General features: G+C 57.7%; 20 protein-coding genes and 1 tRNA gene. 13 read left to right on the forward strand and 8 right to left on the reverse strand.

The features are described from left to right. Positions 1 to 107: 107 nt before the first annotated feature. The 9 genes from ACR0M2_RS02550 to ACR0M2_RS02590 all read left to right on the forward strand — a co-directional run bounded on the left by ACR0M2_RS02550 (position 108) and on the right by ACR0M2_RS02590 (position 7817). Positions 108 to 1751 (forward strand): CTP synthase, encoded by a 1644-nt coding sequence (locus ACR0M2_RS02550; RefSeq protein ID WP_170348279.1) that lies wholly within the window; start codon positions 108 to 110, stop codon positions 1749 to 1751. A 101-nt stretch (positions 1752 to 1852) separates the two neighbouring features. Further along, positions 1853 to 2626: an isocitrate lyase/PEP mutase family protein gene (locus ACR0M2_RS02555; protein WP_480703963.1), complete on the forward strand. Its 774-nt coding sequence runs from the start codon at positions 1853 to 1855 to the stop codon at positions 2624 to 2626. A gap of 121 nt (positions 2627 to 2747) precedes the next feature. Next, a complete protein-coding gene (locus tag ACR0M2_RS02560) occupies positions 2748 to 3197 on the forward strand; it encodes a tellurite resistance TerB family protein (RefSeq protein ID WP_170348277.1) in 450 nt (149 codons plus the stop codon). 20 nt (positions 3198 to 3217) lie between these two features. Further along, positions 3218 to 3655 (forward strand): tellurite resistance TerB family protein, encoded by a 438-nt coding sequence (locus tag ACR0M2_RS02565; RefSeq protein ID WP_480703964.1) that lies wholly within the window; start codon positions 3218 to 3220, stop codon positions 3653 to 3655. Next, positions 3652 to 4392: a phosphate/phosphite/phosphonate ABC transporter substrate-binding protein gene (locus ACR0M2_RS02570; RefSeq protein WP_480703965.1), complete on the forward strand. Its 741-nt coding sequence runs from the start codon at positions 3652 to 3654 to the stop codon at positions 4390 to 4392. Before ACR0M2_RS02565 ends, ACR0M2_RS02570 begins: the two co-directional genes overlap by 4 nt. Positions 4393 to 4529: 137 nt before the next feature. Next, the gene (locus ACR0M2_RS02575; protein ID WP_480703966.1) at positions 4530 to 5306 is read left to right on the forward strand and encodes an ABC transporter ATP-binding protein; all 777 of its coding nucleotides are present in this window, start codon (positions 4530 to 4532) and stop codon (positions 5304 to 5306) included. Positions 5307 to 5340: 34 nt separating this feature from the next. Then, the gene (locus ACR0M2_RS02580; protein WP_170348273.1) at positions 5341 to 6054 is read left to right on the forward strand and encodes a transporter substrate-binding domain-containing protein; all 714 of its coding nucleotides are present in this window, start codon (positions 5341 to 5343) and stop codon (positions 6052 to 6054) included. 72 nt (positions 6055 to 6126) lie between these two features. After that, positions 6127 to 7014 carry an ABC transporter permease gene (locus ACR0M2_RS02585; RefSeq protein ID WP_170349373.1) on the forward strand — a complete coding sequence of 296 codons (888 nt, stop codon included), beginning with the start codon at positions 6127 to 6129 and terminating at the stop codon, positions 7012 to 7014. Continuing rightward, a complete protein-coding gene (locus ACR0M2_RS02590; RefSeq protein ID WP_170348272.1) occupies positions 7011 to 7817 on the forward strand; it encodes an ABC transporter permease in 807 nt (268 codons plus the stop codon). Before ACR0M2_RS02585 ends, ACR0M2_RS02590 begins: the two co-directional genes overlap by 4 nt. A 104-nt stretch (positions 7818 to 7921) precedes the next feature. Here ACR0M2_RS02590 and ACR0M2_RS02595 read toward each other — a convergent pair. After that, positions 7922 to 7998: transfer RNA gene (locus ACR0M2_RS02595), tRNA-His, on the reverse strand. Positions 7999 to 8045: 47 nt separating this feature from the next. Continuing rightward, entirely contained in the window at positions 8046 to 8528 is a 483-nt protein-coding gene (locus ACR0M2_RS02600) for a GNAT family N-acetyltransferase (RefSeq protein ID WP_170348271.1), read from the reverse strand. A gap of 77 nt (positions 8529 to 8605) precedes the next feature. Between ACR0M2_RS02600 and ACR0M2_RS02605 the strand changes: the two genes are divergently transcribed. Next, positions 8606 to 8794, forward strand: coding sequence for a DUF6324 family protein (locus tag ACR0M2_RS02605; RefSeq protein WP_170348270.1), 189 nt, complete (start codon positions 8606 to 8608; stop codon positions 8792 to 8794). Positions 8795 to 8798: 4 nt separating this feature from the next. On the opposite strand, the gene ACR0M2_RS02610 is transcribed toward ACR0M2_RS02605, so the two are convergent. Then, a complete protein-coding gene (locus ACR0M2_RS02610) occupies positions 8799 to 9230 on the reverse strand; it encodes an MmcB family DNA repair protein (protein ID WP_170348269.1) in 432 nt (143 codons plus the stop codon). Positions 9231 to 9345: 115 nt separating this feature from the next. Between ACR0M2_RS02610 and ACR0M2_RS02615 the strand changes: the two genes are divergently transcribed. Together ACR0M2_RS02615 and ACR0M2_RS02620 are read left to right on the forward strand one after the other, a co-directional pair. Beyond that, positions 9346 to 9666, forward strand: coding sequence for an ArsR/SmtB family transcription factor (locus tag ACR0M2_RS02615; protein WP_170348268.1), 321 nt, complete (start codon positions 9346 to 9348; stop codon positions 9664 to 9666). Continuing rightward, positions 9663 to 10088 (forward strand): SRPBCC family protein, encoded by a 426-nt coding sequence (locus ACR0M2_RS02620; protein ID WP_170357809.1) that lies wholly within the window; start codon positions 9663 to 9665, stop codon positions 10086 to 10088. The genes ACR0M2_RS02615 and ACR0M2_RS02620 overlap by 4 nt, the downstream gene beginning before the upstream one ends. Before the next feature lie 216 nt (positions 10089 to 10304). Here the strand turns inward: ACR0M2_RS02620 and ACR0M2_RS02625 are convergent, their stop codons facing one another. From ACR0M2_RS02625 to ACR0M2_RS02645, 5 genes are all read right to left on the reverse strand, one after another. Then, entirely contained in the window at positions 10305 to 10610 is a 306-nt protein-coding gene (locus ACR0M2_RS02625; protein WP_170348266.1) for a hypothetical protein, read from the reverse strand. Positions 10611 to 10669: 59 nt separating this feature from the next. Then, complete coding sequence (gene nusB, locus ACR0M2_RS02630) at positions 10670 to 11152, reverse strand: transcription antitermination factor NusB (RefSeq protein ID WP_170348265.1); 483 nt, start codon at positions 11150 to 11152, stop codon at positions 10670 to 10672. Further along, positions 11149 to 11700: a 6,7-dimethyl-8-ribityllumazine synthase gene (locus ACR0M2_RS02635; RefSeq protein ID WP_170357807.1), complete on the reverse strand. Its 552-nt coding sequence runs from the start codon at positions 11698 to 11700 to the stop codon at positions 11149 to 11151. The genes nusB and ACR0M2_RS02635 overlap by 4 nt, the downstream gene beginning before the upstream one ends. Before the next feature lie 2 nt (positions 11701 to 11702). Further along, positions 11703 to 12824, reverse strand: coding sequence for a 3,4-dihydroxy-2-butanone-4-phosphate synthase (gene ribB / locus ACR0M2_RS02640; RefSeq protein ID WP_480703967.1), 1122 nt, complete (start codon positions 12822 to 12824; stop codon positions 11703 to 11705). Positions 12825 to 12926: 102 nt separating this feature from the next. Further along, positions 12927 to 13514, reverse strand: coding sequence for a riboflavin synthase (locus ACR0M2_RS02645; protein WP_480703968.1), 588 nt, complete (start codon positions 13512 to 13514; stop codon positions 12927 to 12929). Between the two features lie 138 nt (positions 13515 to 13652). Between ACR0M2_RS02645 and ACR0M2_RS02650 the strand changes: the two genes are divergently transcribed. Then, the gene (locus ACR0M2_RS02650; protein ID WP_480703969.1) at positions 13653 to 14951 is read left to right on the forward strand and encodes a capsule biosynthesis protein; all 1299 of its coding nucleotides are present in this window, start codon (positions 13653 to 13655) and stop codon (positions 14949 to 14951) included. Positions 14952 to 15003: the final 52 nt, after the last annotated feature.

Genomic DNA, 15003 nt, shown 5'->3' on the forward strand with positions numbered 1-15003 from the left:
CTTGCGCTATTGGCGCGAATCCTTTATACGTGAAGTCCCGTGATGCAGCGGTTTTTCGGAACCGTCGGGCAGCTGATTTTGACGTCTCACGGGAGCAGCCGAAAAACATGGCGCGTTTTATTTTCATCACTGGTGGTGTGGTTTCGTCCTTGGGCAAAGGGCTGGCTTCGGCGGCTCTGGGTGCCCTGTTGCAAGCCCGGGGATACTCGGTGCGTTTACGCAAGTTGGACCCCTATCTGAACGTTGACCCTGGCACGATGTCGCCCTTCGAACATGGCGAAGTATTCGTCACTGATGACGGGGCTGAGACTGATCTGGACCTGGGCCACTATGAGCGTTTCACTGGCGTGGCGGCCCGCAAAACCGACTCGGTCAGCTCGGGCCGGATTTATTCCAACGTGCTGGAAAAGGAACGTCGCGGCGACTACCTTGGCAAGACCATTCAGGTGATCCCCCACGTGACTAACGAGATCAAGGATTTCATCGCTATCGGCGAGGATGAAGTTGATTTCATGCTGTGTGAAATCGGTGGCACCGTCGGCGATATCGAGGGTCTGCCCTTTTTTGAAGCCATCCGTCAGTTTAGCCAGGACAAGCCCCGTGGTCAGTGCCTGTTCATGCACCTGACCTTGCTGCCCTACATCAAGGCGTCTGGCGAGTTGAAAACCAAACCGACGCAACACTCGGTCAAAGAGCTGCGCTCGATCGGTTTGGCACCTGATATTCTGGTCTGCCGGTCCGAGGGCCCGATCCCGACCAAGGAACGCGAAAAGCTGGCGTTGTTCTGCAACGTGCGCCCCGACAGCGTAATTGCGGCGCAGGACCTTTCCACCATTTACGACGCCCCGCTGGCTTATCACCGCGAAGGTTTGGATCAGGCCGTACTGGACGCGTTCCAGATCAGCCCGGCCCCTAAACCCGATCTGACCAAGTGGGAAGACGTCAGCGACCGCATCCACAACGCCGAAGGCGAAGTTAAGGTTGCCATCGTGGGCAAATACACTCAGCTGGAAGACGCCTATAAGTCGATTGCCGAGGCGCTAACCCACGGCGGCATGGCCAACCGGGTCAAGGTCAAGGTCGAATGGGTGGATGCCGAAGTTTTCGATACAGAAGACGCCGCCCCCCATCTGGAAGGCTTCCACGCGATCCTCGTGCCGGGTGGGTTTGGTGAACGCGGTACCGAAGGTAAAATCAAAGCGGCGCAATATGCGCGCGAACACAAAGTGCCGTATCTGGGCATCTGTCTGGGCATGCAGATGGCCGTGATCGAGGCTGCGCGAAATGCGGCGGGGATCACCGAAGCCGGATCCGAGGAATTCGACCACGAGGCCGGGAAAAAGCGTTTCGAGCCGGTAGTTTATCACCTGAAAGAATGGGTGCAGGGCAATCACAAGGTCGAACGTAAAGTCGGCGACGATAAAGGCGGCACCATGCGTTTGGGCGCCTATGACGCGGTACTGGCCGAGGGCTCGAAAGTGGCCGAGGTGTACGGTGGCACCAATATCGAAGAACGCCACCGCCACCGTTACGAAGTGGACATCAAATACCGCGAAAAGCTGGAAAAGGCGGGCCTGAACTTTTCGGGCATGTCACCGGACGGACGTTTGCCCGAGATCGTTGAATGGTCAGATCACCCTTGGTTCATCGGCGTGCAATATCACCCCGAACTGAAATCCAAACCGTTTGACCCCCACCCCTTGTTCCGCGACTTTGTGCGCGCAGCCAAGGACAGTTCGCGGCTGGTTTGACCTCGGACAAATCACTGTATTGTGTTGGTCGGTGCGAAACATCTTTACGCGCCGACTATTTGCACGGTTAACTGCCGCAATAGCAGCGACAGGAGACCGGCATGACCAACCAGATTACCCAAGCAGAAGAGTTCGCCGCCCTACACAAAAAGGGCGAACCGGTCATCCTGTACAACATCTGGGATGCGGGCAGCGCCGGGGCTGTCCGCGACGCGGGGGCCAAGGCAATTGCGACTGGCAGCGCGCCAGTTGCGATGGCGCAAGGGTTCGGGGACGGGCAGAAAATCTCACTGGATGCTGCCCTGGACAATGCACGCCGGATCGTTGCCGCGGTGGATCTTCCCGTGACGCTGGATTTCGAAGGCGCCTATGCGGAGGATGCGCTAAGCGTCGCCGCCAATGTTCAACTTGCGCTGCAGACCGGTGTCATCGGCTTTAACTTTGAAGACCAAATCGTTGGCACCAACGACCTCTACGACATCGAAACGCAGGAAGCACGCGTCCAGGCAATGCGCGAAGGCTGCGATGCTGCCGGCATCCCGGCCTTCATCAATGCCCGCACGGATATCTTCCTGAAAGCCAAGCCCGACACTCATGATAATTCGATGCTGGACGATGCGATCGCACGGGCCAAGGCCTATGCCGATGCCGGGGCCAGCGGGTTCTTTGCGCCGGGTCTCAAAGACGAAGGGCTGATCGCTCGGCTCTGCGAATCGACCGAGTTGCCCGTCAACATTATTGCCCTTCCCGGCACCCCCGATACGACCACTCTGGCGTCGCTGGGCGTGGCGCGGGTCAGCTATGGCCCTGTCCCCTATCGGCAGATGCTGGGTTGGCTGCAAGAGCAGGCAAAACAGGCGCTTCAGGCGGGTTGATCCATCCGCAGGTGGATCGCGCTCAGCGTGTTTCTGCCAAATCCGACAGTCTTGCGACCATTCTGCCTATGACGGGTGGTCTGTGCTTGGCGGCCCACAAAATATGGAATAACCTGAGCGCATGTTGAAGAAGTTCTTTCAGGCTTTTCGCCCACCGCAGCACGATAAACTGCCCGACCCGGATGCCGAGCTGGCTCTGGGTGCGCTTATGGTGCGTGTGGCGCAGGCGGATCGTGACTATAAGCTTGAGGAAATCAGCCTGATCGACCGCATCCTTGCGCGGCTCTATCAACACAATGCGATCGAAGCTGCCAAGGTTCGCGCGACCTGCGAAAAGCTGCACGCTGCCGCACCTGAGACGGACACATTCGGCAAGCTGATCCGCGAAACCACCGACCTTCACGAACGCCTTGCCGCGTTGGACGCCCTGTGGGAGGTCGTTCTGGCCGATGGTGATACAGACGAAGGTGAGATTAAGATCGTGGAAGAGGCACGCATCGCCATGGGCCTTAGCTTCAATGACAGCCAGACCGCCCGCGAGCGTGTTCAAAGAAGCTTGGAAGAGCATTAAGCCCCATCTATACCTAACCCATGTTTAGTGATTTCCTGTCCCGGCTGACACAGCCCGCCCCCGACCCGCTTGCCGATGATGATGCCCGTCTGGCCTTGACGGCCCTGCTGGTGCGCATCGCCAGGTCCGACAACGACTATGCCGATACCGAGATGGCCCGAATCGACAAGATTTCAGCCGAACGTTATGGCCTGTCCCCGTTCGAGGCCGCCGCCCTGCGCGCCCGCGCCGAAGACCTAGAGGCTGAGGCCCCCGACACGGTCCGTTTTACTCGCGCGATCAAAGAGGCCGTGGCCTATGACGACCGTCTGGCCGTGGTGCAGGCGATGTGGTCCGTCGCTTTGGCCGATGGACAGCGCTCGGGCGAAGAGGATTCGCTGTTGCGGCTGGTGGTCAGCCTGCTGGGCGTCAGTGACGTAGATTCCGCCCTGGCACGTCAAAAGGCCGCCAAGTCGTGATCGCGATGCTGGGCATGTATGACATGCCCGCATTACAGCCTGCGAATGATCGGTTATGGGCGTTGATTCGCGATCACCTGGGCTTTGGCCCGGATCAGCTAACGCGAGAAACCGATTTCTGGGGTGTCTGGCAACACCCCGACCTGACCTTTGCGCAGACCTGCGGCATGCCTTACCGCACCCGCCTACATGGCAACGTACAGCTGGTCGGCACCCCGGACTATGAGCTTGAGGGGTGCCCGCCCGGTTATTATCGCTCCGTTTTTGTGGCCCGAAAAAATGACCCGCGCGATCTGCAGGGACTTTCGAACGGCACGTTTGCCTATAACGAGGGCCTGTCACAATCGGGGTGGGCTGCGCCAATGGTTCATCTAGAGGCGCTCAACCTGTGCCCCAAAACCATACTTGAAACTGGTGGGCATGCGCGTTCTGCCAACGCTGTGGCCGATGGACAGGCTGATTACGCGGCGTTGGATGCATTGACCTGGGAATTGCTCAAGACGCATTCCGACCTTGGTGCGTCCCTGCGCGAAGTTGGAACGACGCCGCCGACGCCCGCCCTACCCTATATCACGGCCATCGGGCAGGATGCACCAGGTATCGCCCGCGCTGTTTGCGCAGCGATTGACGACCTGAACCCACAAGATCGCGACCTGCTGCATCTTCGCGGCCTGATAACCATCCCTGCCGAGAACTATTTGTCAGTCCCCAATCCGGTCCGGGATTATGCCATCTGACCCAATCGGTGATCATTTTGGTCAGTACGTTTGGTCAATTTGACGGTTTCAGCACCCGATGATGTCAATTGCGCATTGCATTGCCCCGATTTTTGCGCCCTATTACCGCACCAACACCGACAACACATGGGCCACCCGTGACAGATTCCACTCCCGTTATCGAAATCAAAAACCTCCACAAAAGTTTCGGCCATCTCGAGGTGCTGAAAGGGGTCGATATTACGGCGAGACGCGGGGATGTGGTTTCGCTTATCGGATCGTCCGGGTCAGGCAAATCCACACTGTTACGCTGCTGTAACCTTTTGGAAGACAGCCAGCAGGGCGAGATTCTGTTCAAGGGTGAACCCGTACGCTGGGCCGGTGACCTTCACCATCGCCGCCCCGCCGACCCAAAGCAGGTGATGCGCATCCGCACCAACCTGTCGATGGTGTTTCAACAGTTTAACCTGTGGGCTCATATGACCATCCTGCAAAACGTGATGGAGGCCCCGGTAACCGTTCTGGGTCGCGACCCGAAAGAGGTCGAGGATAGCGCCCGCAAATATCTGGCGAAGGTCGGCATTGGCGATAAGTGCGATGTCTACCCGGCGCAGCTTTCGGGCGGTCAGCAACAGCGCGCAGCCATCGCCCGCGGCCTGTGTATGGAGCCCGAGGCGCTGTTGTTCGACGAACCCACCTCGGCACTGGACCCCGAACTGGAACAGGAAGTGATCAAGGTGATCAAGGATCTGGCCGCAGAAGGCCGCACCATGATCATCGTAACCCATGATATGAAAATGGCTGCCGATATCTCAAGCCACGTCGTGTTCCTGCATCAGGGCCTGATCGAAGAAGAGGGCTTGCCAGAAGATATCTTTACGTCCCCCGAATCCGAACGGCTTCGGGGCTTTCTATCCGCCACCAAGGCGGCTTAACTTCAGGACAGAAAACAAAACTGGGGAGTATCCAATGAAAAAACTGATTCTGACTACTGCAGCACTGGCGCTTGGCGCTGGTATGGCCATGGCAGACACCATCCGCCTGGGCACCGAGGGTGCCTATGCACCGTGGAATTTCGTCAATGACGCGGGCGAGATCGACGGGTTCGAGCGTGAGCTGGGCGATGAGCTGTGCAAGCGTGCCGACCTGGAATGCGAATGGGTCAAGAACGATTGGGATTCGATCATTCCGAACCTGGTGTCGGGCAACTACGATGCGATCATCGCGGGTATGTCGATCACCGACGAACGTGACGAAGTCATCGACTTCACCCACAACTACACGCCGCCGGATCCGTCGGCCTATATTGCCATGTCCGATGGCGTTGATCTGGCAGGCGGCGTGATCGCGGCGCAGACCGGTACCATTCAGGCCGGTTACGTTGCTGATTCCGGCGCAACTCTGGTTGAGTTCGCAAGCCCGGAAGAAACCATTGCCGCCGTACGCGGTGGTGAAGCGGATGCAGTTCTGGCAGACAAATCCTTCCTGGTGCCTTTCACCGAAGATGGCTCGGGTCTAGTCTTTGTTGGCGACGAAGTTCCGCTGGGCGGTGGCGTCGGCATGGGTATCCGTGAATCCGACGGTGAGTTGAAAGAAAAGTTCAACACCGCCATCCAGTCCATGAAGGACGACGGCAGCCTGAACGAGCTGATCACCAAGTGGGAAGTGTCCTCGACCTTCTGATCTTACATTCAGCGGCGCGCCTGATCTTTGGGCGCGCCGCCCATGCGCCCTTGCCAGTCAAAGAGGCCCGCCATTTTCTCGTTCTGCACTGATCCCGAAACACTCGGCACGTTCCGCTGGTTCTCGTGTTATCTGACCAACGGTGTGCATTGGGTGTTCTACCTGTCCTTCTTCAAGGTCTTGCTGTTGCTGGCCATTACGGCGCCGGTCGCGCTGGGTTTTGGGTTTTTGGGCGCTATGGCGGCTCGGTCGCATTTCTTGCCGCTCAGCCTGCTGGGCAAAGGTTATATCGCCGTCGTGCGCGGTGTGCCGGATATTGCCTTCTTCATGTTCTTCGTGATCGCACTGGATCAGGCGTTCGAATGGACTCGTCATCAAATATTGTGCCCGGAATGGACTGATCCGATCCGACAGGGCAATGACTTTATCGTCTGTCAGGCCGCCAAGCTGCCGCTTGGCACTGCCCCCGAATGGGTACACGAAACTTACGGCTTCTTTCTGGCCGTCATCACATTCTCAATCGTTTTCGGCGCCTTTGCCGCCAACGTACTATTTGGCGGTATGCGCGCTGTCCCACGTGCTCAGCTGGAAACGGCCGAGGCCTATGGCATGACCCGTCGCCAGACTTTCTGGCGCATTCTGGTGCCACAAATGTGGGTATACGCCCTGCCCGGCCTGTCAAACCTGTGGATGGTACTGATCAAGGCTACACCGCTGCTGTTCCTGCTGGGCATCGAAGATATCGTCTATTGGGCGCGCGAGCTGGGTGGGTACAAGAACCCGAAATTCACCCAATACCCGCATGGCGACTGGCGCATGTGGTACTTCCTAGCCCTTCTGGTGTTCTACCTGGGCATGACCCGAGTCTCGGAAATCGGTCTTGAACGGCTGATGCGCCGCCTGTCCCACGGTCAGGCGACCTCGGGCGGAGAGCTGCTGCGCAAGGAGACCACCGCATGAGCTGCTTGCAAACGATCCAGGATTACGGACTGCGCTCGATCGGGATTGGCGAACGTCTGTTGCCACGAAACGATTTTACCCTGTGCGAACAGTTTACCCTGATCGGCTCGGGCATGATCTGGAACATCTATTTCGGGATCATGGCGCTGGTGACCGGGTTCTTTCTGGCCACCGCGCTTGCCATGGGCAAGGCTTCCACGAATAAGTGGCTGCGCAAACCGGCAGAGTGGTTCATCTTCTTGTTCCGAGGCTCACCGCTGTTTATCCAGTTCTTCTTCGCCTATTTCTTCTTCCTGTCGCTGAAGCAGAGCTATCCGTTCCTCGACGCGCTCACCTCGGCCTGGCTTGGCGCGCTGATCGTGCTGTTCTTCAACACCGCCGCTTATTCCGGCGAGATCTTCTATGGCGCGCTGCGGTCGATCCCCAAGGGTGATATCGAGGCTGCTGATGCCTATGGCATGACAGGCTGGGCACGGTTCCGCCGCATCGTGTGGCCAACCATGCTGCGGCTGGCCTGGCCTGCCTATACGAACGAGGCGATCTTCCTGTTCCATGCCACTACGCTGGTGTTCTTCTCGGCCTTCCCGGTCTGGCAGCAACGTGGCGATGCGCTGTACTACGCGGGCTATTTTGCGGACAAAACATTCAACCCGTTCATCCCCTACCCGATTCTGGCCTTCTACTTTATCCTGCTGACCCTCGTGGTCATCTGGAGCTTTGGCCGCGTGAATAAGCACTTGAACCGACATTTGCCCGCAGAAAAGCGGAGCAAAATGAAGCTGAAACTGAACCTGGCGCGCTAATCACAGGCGCGCCAGCCGTCAAAACTGCCAACAACTACAGCAAAAACAGTCACTGCTCCAAGCAGCACATTTTGCACGTTTTTTTCAGACTATATTGAGGGAGATGGTACCGCCTCCCTGGCTTGAACAGGGGACCTCTGGATCCACAATCCAGCGCTCTAACCAACTGAGCTAAGGCGGCACTCGTGAGGGGCGATGTACCGAACGCGTCCAAGGAATGCAAGAGGATTAAAGCCGAATTTTCCAGCTTTGTTCGACAAGATCGACACCAAAGGAATGCACTGGCTTACTGTCCAGCAACTGCCATCCATTCGCACGATACAGCGTACAGGCCGCCCTGTGGCTTTCGTGGGTCCAAAGCCGCATTTCCGCGTACCCTGCATTACGCGCATAGCCCATGCATGTGTCCAGCATGCGCTTTCCCAACCCCCTCCCCCGTGCTTCGGGCAGCAACAGAAAGAGCCGTAGTTTTGCAGTTTGTTCGTCCAATGCGACGCAGAATATGCTGCCAAGTCTTTGGCCGTCGCTTTCCGCTATCCAGCCGCGTTCACACGTCGGATCATGGCTGGCCACAAAATCCTCCAGAATGCTCTGCACCAAAGCGCCGAACGAGGAATCAAACCCCTCGTCGCGCGCATAATACCGGCCGTGCTGCTCTACTAGCCAGGGTGCATCAGTGGCGCGAAAGGGTCTGATCTGAATATTCTCCATACCTCATCAGACCGCAAAGGCAGCTTGATTCTCAACCCTTTGCGCGTTAGCACGAACGCCTAGTCCCGGAGGCGAACATGGGCATCAATACCGAACGCGACATTCAGGCAAACCTGCAGATCGGGCCCACTGATCACGGCATGGTGCGGCTATTCATCGAGGCAGACAACATCGAAATCCCAATGGATTTCGACCCCGAAGAGGCCGAGGAAATCGCGGATGAAATTCGCGCTGCAGCTCAGGCCGCCCGCGCTGTCCAAAGCTAATCGCTTAAATCCTGGGATCACGTAGCGCTTGCAACCTGCGCGCCGCGTCGGTTGCGAATTTCTGGATCATCTTCTTGCGCCGCGCCGGTGCAACCTTGTCTTCCGGCGCCATGCGCACAATCTCGGCGTCATAAGCGTCGGCGATGATCAGACCGGTTTCCGCAGGAAGCAGATCGGTTGGAAAGTCGATATCGACGGCCCAGAAGAATCGATCACACCACTCCAGATAGCCCTGCCATTTGGAATCGGACTGATAATCCGCTCGACTGGATTTACATTCGATCACCCAAAGCTCGCCCTTAGGGCCCAGCCCCATAACATCGACGCGCAATCCACGCATCGGTACGAATTCTTCAACTGAAACAAAACCATGCGCCGACAAATGGCGGGCCACGCCGCGGGCCAGCTTTTGTCCGGGTTGCAGATCGAGTGTCATTTTAGGAATGTGAACAATTCGTGAACAAAAATCAAGAACCACTTCAGGCTTGACGCGATACCATTTGGTACTGCATTTAATATGATACCAAAAGGTATTACGAATGGTGAAGCACATGCAGCCTCAAACCCAAAACGCATTTCGTGCGCTGGCCGACCCTACCCGCCGGGACATCGTTCAGATGCTCGCCGCGCAGGACATGACCATCGCTCAATTGACCGAACGGTTCGACATGACCCGCGCCGCCGTCAAAAAGCATCTGACTGTCTTGTCGGATGGCGGTCTGATCTCGGTCGAGACACGCGGGCGGGAACGTATCAACCGACTGGAACCAATGGGGATGGCCCCTGTTCTCGACTGGTTCAGCTATTTCGACCAGTTCTGGGACGACCGCCTGAACAAACTGAAAGAAGCCATTGAAAGGAAAGACACATGACACATACCGTTCTGCAAAAAACGATCTTTCTACGGGCCGAGCCCACAGCCGTCTGGGCCTATTTGACGGACCCGGACCGTCTGGCCGAATGGTTTCACAAACCCGAACGCCCGCTGGCCGCCGGACAAAAGCTTGAGATGTTCGGAACAACCAGTGGTGATCTGTTGATCTGGGGAGAAGTGCGCGTTGCACGCCCACCGGAATACCTGGAATACACATTCACCGTCAAACCCATGGGGGACGCCGTCAGCGTGGTGAAATGGACGCTCGAACCCGTTTCGGGCGGCACACGGCTTGCGTTGCAACACGAAGGGTTGCCTCAGAGTGCCGAAGCCTTTGGTCTGATCCTGTCGCTCGATAGCGGCTGGGATGAGCATTTCGTCAAAATGCGCACCGCCCTGCACGAAACAGTCGATGCCTGACCCCTTGTGCAAACCCGCCGCAACCCCTACTTAGGCGCGTGGCGGGTTCTGCCCTTCTTGTGATAGGTAGCATTCTGGTGGCCTTAAGCAATTCCGAGGGGGCTGGCTCTGTTCAGGTCCTGGCCTGATTACCTGGCGCCCACCTGTACATACAGGTCCTCGGGAATCACACCGCACGGTTGACTGGCGGTCCCGCCACATTTTTCTGAAGCAAAATTACTTCGGCGCAGGCGCGTTCTGTTGAACTGCAACAGGTTCAAAGCTGTGTACGACGGGTGAGCCACGACGCGGACCACCCGGTTTCTCTGCCAAGCTCATGATGGAATAGGCAAATTGAACACCTGCGAAGACAATGCCGTTCATGAACCAGATCATGAACAGCGCTATCAGACCGATATCCGAACCGCTGATCAAACCGCGCAAATTGGCCACGTTAAGCGCCAACAGCACCCCGACAAAGATGGCCGAGATGACAAATCCCCAGATAACCTGAGTGATGTACAATCGGATCAGTTTGGGCATGGCGGACCTCATTGCGCTTGTACAGTCAGTTTAGCGCGTGTCGGACCATGGTAAAGGCGTCAGAACGCCTCGGGCTGGGCCTCGCGCGCCATGTGATCCAGCACGGCGTTGACGAATTTTGGCTCTTTGCCTTCCGGGAAAAAGGCACGGGCTACATCGACGAACTCGGTAATGACCACTTTGGGCGGAGTGTCGCCCTGAGTCAGCTCCGCCCCGGCGGCACGGAACGTGGCGCGCAAGGTCGGGTCGATGCGCGCAATGGGCCATTTGGCGACCAACGCGCGGTCGGTCATCTGGTCAATGGGCGCCTGATAGTTCACGGCGTCCTCGACCAGTTTGCGGAACACGCGGATATCGCCGTCCAACATCTCTTCGCCCTCATAGACAGCGCCGAACCGGTGATCCAGAAACTCATTCACAACCTGTTCGGTCGTCTGACCCGACTGCTCCATCTGGAACAGAGCCTGCACGGCATAAAGCCGGGCGGCGGATTTCATCAGGCGTTTCTGGTTGGCCGGTTTCGGCGCATCTGTCTGGGTCATGCTGTCGTGGGTCCGTTGCTGTCGCCCGCCACAAGGATGGACTCGGACGGGGGCTTGAAGCCAACGCCCTTTTGTGAGGCGCCCCACTTACGGCTGAGCGCGATCAGATGCAAGGCCGCAGCGGCAGCCCCGCCACCTTTATTCATCTTTTCTGGATTTGCGCGGACTTCGGCCTGATCGTCATTTTCCACCGTCAGAATACCATTGCCGATGAGCAGACCTTGCAAACCCATCAGTTGGATGGCGCGACTGGAGTCATTGCACACCGTTTCATAATGCGTGGTCTCGCCACGAATGACGCAGCCCAGCGCGACGTAACCGTCGAAATTGCACTGACGGTCCGCCATAGCGATGGCGGTCGGGATTTCCAACGCGCCGGGTACTTCGACCACGTCACAAGTACCACCAGCCGCTTCGATCTCGGCTTTTGCACCGGCTACCAGATTGTCGGCGACAGCGCGATAGAACGGGGCGACCACAATCAGCAGTTTCGCCGGTTTGTCGAAGGTTGGTGTCGGCAGGACGCCGTGTTTGTCTTGTTCAGCCACGATCAGTCATCCTTAAGGATTGAGCGGGTGCCGACGATGGACAGGCCAAAAGCGTCGAGCCCCAGGTATACGGTTTCCGGCGAATCTGTCAGAAGTACCAACTCCTGGATACCCATCTTGGACAGGATTTGCGCGCCCAGGCCGGTTTGCTTGATGGTGCGCGGGCCTTCGTCCTCGACCGCGTAAAGCGAGTTGCGCGGCTGACGGAACAGGCACACCACGCCGCGGCCCTCTTCGGCGATCTTTTCCATTGCCCGCGGTAGTTCGCGAGAGGATTTCGGACCCAGACCCAGAATATCGGGTGCTTCGTGCAGGGCATGTGTGCGGGTCAGCACCGGGTCGGGTGTGGTGATGTCACCTTTGATCATGACGACATGTTCGATGCCGTGGGTCTGATCGGTGAAAATACGCAGCTCCCACTCTCCGCCATATTCCGAGATAACAGTCTCGCGCGATGTTTCGACCACCAGATTGTCATTGCGAGACCGATACGCAATCAGGTCGCTGATCGTGCCGATCTTCATGTCATGTTCTTTGGCGAATTCGACCAGATCAGGCAGACGCGCCATGGTGCCGTCAGCCTTCATGATCTCACAGATCACACCCGAAGGGTTCAGCCCAGCCAGACGCGAGATATCCACGGCGGCCTCGGTGTGGCCCGCACGGACCAGCACCCCGCCGCGCTTGGCGCGCAGGGGAAAGATGTGGCCGGGGGTGGCGATATGCGCCATCGTGTTCTGATCGTTAATCGCAGTGGCGACCGTCAATGCCCTGTCAGCGGCGGAAATGCCGGTCGACACGCCCTCACGCGCTTCAATCGAAACGGTGAATGCAGTTTCGTGTCGGGATGAGTTGTTCACCGCCATCATCGGCAGTTCAAGGGCGTCCACCCGTTCGGCCGTCATCGGCAGGCAGATCAGCCCGCGCCCATGTGTGGCCATAAAGTTGATCGCGTCGGCATCGGCAAACTCGGCGGGGATCACCAGATCGCCTTCGTTTTCACGATCCTCGTGGTCGACCAGAATATACATCCGGCCCTTGCGCGCCTCGTCGATGATGTCTTCGATCGGGCTGATCGCGTCGCGCAGCTGGGCTTCGACGGGTCCTGGGGTTTCAAAGCTCATGAGGCAGCCTTTCACAGAGCATGTTTGACCCGGTGGATAGACTACCAGACGGTCAAAGGCCAGAGCACTTGCGGCACCAGGCAATCCCGACGCGACGTAGTTTCAGGACATTTCGGCCAGGCGCGCGACGTAGCGGGCCAGTGTGTCGATCTCAAGGTTCACCTTGTCACCAACCCCTACATCACCCCAGGTTGTGACTTCCTTGGTGTGGGGGATGAAATTGATGCCGAAATCACAATCATCCACATCGTTGACGGTCAGCGAGGTTCCGTTCAATGCAACCGAACCTTTTGGCGCGATAAACCGGGCCAGTTCTTTGGGGGCACGCAGGGTGACGCGCGTGCTGTCGCCTTCGTCCTGCACGGCGACCACCTCGGCCACACCGTCCACGTGACCTGAAACGATATGACCGCCCAGCTCATCCCCGACTTTCAGGGCGCGCTCCAGATTGACGCGCTTACCGACCTGCCAACTGTCCAGATTGGTTTTCGAAACCGTCTCAGCGCTGATCTGCACGTCATACCAATCATCGCCCAGCGCGATCACGGTCAGGCACACGCCATCACTGGCGATCGAGGCGCCGATATCAATTCCCGCCGTGTCGTAATCCGTTTTGATCCGGGCCCGCAGATCGCCCTGTTGATCCAGCTCGGTGACTTTGCCGATATCGGTGACGATCCCTGTAAACATTCTGCTAACCCTCAGCTCTTAACCTGATCCAGTGTTCCAAGCCGAGGTAAGCGCAAGCGGCGTGACGGGCAAGCCCCACCTTGCCGGGAAAGGTCGAAACAGGCATAATTTCCTGAACAAAAGGCAAGAGCAGTAGTGATGTCACCCGAAGCCAAAGGCCTGAACCGCCGTGTTTTCCTGTTTTTGCAGGGACCGCATGGCCCGTTTTTCAACGGGCTCGGGCGTATGCTGCGCTCTACGGGGGCCGAGGTTTGGCGCGTAGGGTTCAACGCCGGGGATCAGGCGTTCTGGTTTGACAAGGCCTCGTACATCCCATTCCTCGACACGCCCGAGCTTTGGCCAGACAGGTTGTCTGAGTTGATCGCAGATCGCGAAATCACGGATATTGTCCTGTACGGCGACACGCGCCCAATTCACGCCAGCGCCGTTAAGATTGCCCAAGCCAACGGCGTCACTGTTCACGTGTTTGAGGAAGGTTACCTACGCCCCTGGTGGGTAACGTATGAGCGGTTCGGCTCAAACGGAAACTCACGCCTGATGTCTTTGGGCGTCGATCAGATGCGACATGCACTGAATCAGTCGACAGCGCAGACACCACCGCCACCTTCGCATTGGGGGGATATGCGGCAGCACATCTTTTATGGGGCGCTCTATCATTGGTTTTTATTGTTTCGGAACCGACGTTATCGAAACTTCCGGCGGCATCGCGATCTGCCAGTATCAAAGGAATTCGGTTTGTATTTCAAACGGCTGGCGTTGATGCCGTTTCACCGGCTTCAGCGCCGCTGGGCCACAGCGCGCGTTCTGGGGAGCAGTCATCCTTACCATCTGGCGCTGCTGCAACTGGGGCATGACAGCTCGGTTCAATCCCATTCGGACTATTCCTGCATGTCCGACTTTCTTGCGGATGTAATCCGTGGTTTTGCCAACGGCGCGCCCGCGCATCACCGGCTGGTGGTGAAAGAACATCCGCTGGAAAACCACCGCGAACCACTACGCCACCGTGTGTATGCGCTGGCTCAAGCGCATGGAATTGCGGATCGCGTGCATTATGTGCCCGGCGGCAAGCTCGCCAAGCTTCTGGATGGTGCGAGTTCTGCCGTGACGATCAATTCTACTGCCGGGCAGCAGGTTTTGTGGCGTGGCATCCCGCTGCGCATCTTTGGCAAATCGGTCTATGACAAACCCGAATTCGTATCGCGCCAACCATTGGCGGCGTTCTTTGCCGACCCGATGCCCCCGGATCAGGATGCCTATCAGACCTATCGCCGGTTTTTGTTGAAAACCAGTCAGGTGCCCGGAGGATTCTATTCCCGCCGGGGCCGCAGGCAGCTTTTGCGTGGCGTGGCGGATATGATGCTGAACGCCGCAGACCCCTATCAATCCGTCCTGCCCCACAAAGAGGCGCAGACGCCACAGTTAAAGCTTGTTGAGTAAAACTGGCCGGTTGGCGCTAGAAGTTATCGCGCGAACCGGGTAGCCTGCGCCC

It is taken from the genome of Ruegeria sp. BE10, from assembly GCF_056538905.1.